The sequence below is a fragment of the Herbaspirillum sp. YR522 genome (assembly GCF_000282575.1).
Lineage (GTDB): Bacteria > Pseudomonadota > Gammaproteobacteria > Burkholderiales > Burkholderiaceae_D > Herbaspirillum.
Genome location: NZ_AKJA01000063.1, coordinates 1 through 3,190 on the forward strand (window position 1 = coordinate 1; position 3,190 = coordinate 3,190).

At 64.6% G+C, this 3,190-nt stretch carries 4 protein-coding genes; all 4 read right to left on the reverse strand.

All coding sequences use genetic code 11. The features are described from left to right. Window positions 1–514 (reverse strand): amidohydrolase (locus PMI40_RS10335; RefSeq protein WP_008114899.1); only part of this gene is annotated, 514 nt, incomplete at its 3' end. Window positions 515–585: 71 nt separating this feature from the next. Further along, window positions 586–1,527, reverse strand: a complete 942-nt coding sequence (locus PMI40_RS10340) for an ABC transporter substrate-binding protein (protein WP_008114902.1) — start codon at window positions 1,525–1,527, stop codon at window positions 586–588. A gap of 64 nt (window positions 1,528–1,591) precedes the next feature. Beyond that, window positions 1,592–2,623: an ABC transporter permease gene (locus PMI40_RS10345; RefSeq protein ID WP_008114904.1), complete on the reverse strand. Its 1,032-nt coding sequence runs from the start codon at window positions 2,621–2,623 to the stop codon at window positions 1,592–1,594. An 18-nt stretch (window positions 2,624–2,641) separates the two neighbouring features. Beyond that, on the reverse strand, window positions 2,642–3,190 hold a 549-nt coding region (locus PMI40_RS10350; RefSeq protein WP_008114907.1), incomplete at its 5' end, for an ATP-binding cassette domain-containing protein.

The following is a 3,190-nucleotide window of genomic DNA, read 5'->3' on the forward strand; positions in this document are numbered from 1 at the left end:
GGGCCGGCTTGCCCAGGTGATCCAGCACCAGCCAGTGGCGGTCATGACGCCGGCAGAATTGCTGCACGGCAGGCAGTTGGCGCTCGAATACCAGCACGTCGTACACCAGGCGCTGGTCCTGCAACCAGGCCACGCCTCGATTGAAGTCGGTGCCGGCCAGGAATGCCGCGGCATCGGGCTCGTCCTGGAGCTGGTGGCGAAACCCCAGCAATTTGTCGCGGCCCCATTGGGCCACCCGCTCGGGCAATTGCGGCGCGGCCAGGTCTTCCCAGCCCACCACGCCGGCGATGCGTGTGTCCTGGCGCGCCAGGTCCAGCAGGAAACCGGTTTCTTCACGGCCGGCGCGCGCCTGCACGGCGATCGACGCGTCCAGGCCTTGCGCGCCCAGCAGCGGATGCAATTGGCCCGGCAGGCGGTCTTGCGCCAGCAGTTCCATGGAGCGCCCGATCCACGGGTAATCCTCGGCGCGATAGCGCCAGAAATGTTGATGGGCGTCGATACGTTGCATGCTCATGGTTGGCTGTCGATATGAAAAGGCCGGATGCGACGGCGTCGATGCGTCGCATCCGGCCAAGGGGGGCTGGATCAGTCGTACAGTGCGGCGGCGACCTTCGGGTCGTCGATGTTGCTCTTGTCGTACCAGTAGAAACCGGTGTCGATGATCTTGGGCAGCTTCTCGCCCTTGATCGCCTTGACCGCGGCTTCCACCGTCTTGTAGCCGATGCCTACCGGGTTCTGGGTGATGGCGCCGGCCATCAGGCCCTCGCGGATGGCGTCCTTCTGCTGCTTGCCCGAGTCGTAGCCGATGATGACGATCTTGCGCTTCATCTCGCGCACCCCGTTGACCACGCCCACGGCCGATCCTTCGTTGGTGCCGAAGATACCCTTGATCTTGGGATAGCCCTGCAGGATCGACTTGGTCACCTCGGTCGACTTCAGGTGGTCGCCGCCACCGTATTGCACGCTGACCACCTTGATCTTCGGATAGGTCGACTTGATGCGCTCCAGGAACCCGTCGCGACGATCGATGGCGGTGCGGCTGGTCTGGTCGTGGGCCACCACGGCCACGTCGCCTTCCTTGCCGATCAGCTCGGCCAGCTTGTCGGCGGCCAGCGCCGCGGCGGCCTTGTTGTCGGTGGTCGCGGTGGTGACCGGAATGTCGCCGTCAACGCCCGAGTCGAACGCCACCACCGGGATCTTGGCGGCTTGGGCCTTCTTCAGCAGCGGCAGCGCAGCCTTGCTGTCGAGCGCGGCAAAGCCGATCGCCTGCGGCTTCTTGGCCAGCGCCGCCGACAGCATGTCGATCTGCTTGTCGACCATGGCTTCGGTCTCCGGCCCTTCGAAGGTCACCTTGACCTTGTAGTCGGCCGCGGCCTGGGTGGCGCCCGATTTCACTGCCTGCCAGAACTGGTGCTGGAAGCCCTTGGAAATGAGCGGGATATAGGTTTCCTGCGCCTGGGCGCCGGCGCCGATGCCCACCGACAGGGCCAGTCCCAACGCTGCAGTCAGTAATTTCTTGTGGATCACTTCTGTCTCCTTGCTTGTTATCGATGATGGAGTGCCGCCATCGGCGGCGGGGGTTGAAACCGTTTCAGGCGCGACGGCGGCGGCGCAGGATATCCATGTACACCGCCAGGATGATGATCACGCCGGTCACCACCGTCTGCCACTCCTGCGCCACCGACATGATGCGCAGGCCGTTGACCAGCACGCTCATGATGAAGGCGCCGATGATGGTGCCCAGGATGGTGCCGGTGCCGCCCGAGAGCGAGGTGCCACCGATCACCACGGCGGCGATGGCGTCGAGCTCGTAGCCCTGGCCCAGTGCCGGCTGGGCCGAATTGAGACGGGACGCGATGATCAAGCCGGCGACGCCGCAGATGGCGCCGGAGAAGGTGTACACCGCGACCTTCCAGAAATCGACCTTCACGCCCGACAGGCGCAGCGCCTCTTCGTTGCTGCCCAGCGCGAAGGTATAGCGACCGAACACGGTCTTGTTGAGGATGATCGACGAGCCGACCGCCACCAGGAACAGGATCAGCACCGCATTGGGAATCGGCAGCGCCGGAATCAGCTCGCCGATCAGCGAATCCTGGGCGATGGCCGAGAAACCCGGGGTGTCGTTGAAATAGATCGGCCGCGTGCCCGAGATCACCAGCGACAAGCCCTTGAGCAGCATCATCATGCCCAGCGTGGCGATGAACGGCGGCACCTTGAGCTTGGCGATGACCATGCCCGAGGTCCAGCCCGAGAGCGCGCCGAAGAAGATCGCGGCGGCGATGCCCAGCGGCAGCGGCAAGCCGAGGTTGGTCAGGACCACGCCGGCCATGACGGCACAGAAGGTCATCATGGTGCCCACCGACAGGTCGATGCCGGAGGTGATGATGACGTAGGTGCAGGCGATGGCCAGCACACCGTTGACGGCGGTCGACTGCAGGATGCTGACCAGGTTGTCGACCTCCAGGAAGTTCGGCGAGGCCGCCGTGAAGAACACCATCAGCGCGATCAGGCTGGCAAACGCCAGCAGCTTCTGGCGCGCGGCCGGGTTGAACAGGCGGGCACGCCAGCCGGTCGGCAATTCGGTATTGGACATGGGTGTGACGGAATGAGTGGGATTGGCCATGAGCGTCTCGGATAAGAATTATTGGACCAGCGTCGACTCGCGCTGGGTGGCGAGCTGCATGATTTTTTCCTGGGTGGCGGCGGCGGCGGCCAGTTCGCCCGTGATCCGCCCTTCGCACATCACCAGCACGCGGTGGCTCATGCGCAGCACCTCGGGCAACTCCGAGGAGATCATCACGATCGCCTTGCCCTGGGCCGCCAGCGCATCGAGCAACTTGTAGATCTCGTTCTTGGCGCCGATGTCGATGCCGCGCGTGGGCTCGTCGAAGAACAGGATGTCGCAGTCGCGCAAGAGCCACTTGGCAATCACGATCTTCTGCTGGTTGCCGCCCGACAGCAACCGCGCCTGCTGCTCCACCGATGGCGTCTTGATGGCCAGCTGGCGCACGTAGTCCTGGGCCGTCTGGCGCAGCGCACGCTCATCGATGAAGATGCCGCGCCGCACGAAACGACCCATGCACGACAGCGCGATATTGGTCTGCACATCCATGCCCACGGCCAGTCCGAAATGCTTGCGGTCTTCCGACAGGTAGCCGATGCCGTGCGCCACCGCATCGGCAGGGGAGCC

Coding starts and splice junctions, on each gene's coding strand:
- PMI40_RS10345 (WP_008114904.1), bottom strand. CDS start 2,623: ATGGCCAATCCCACTCATTCCGTCACACCCATGTCCAATACCGAATTG.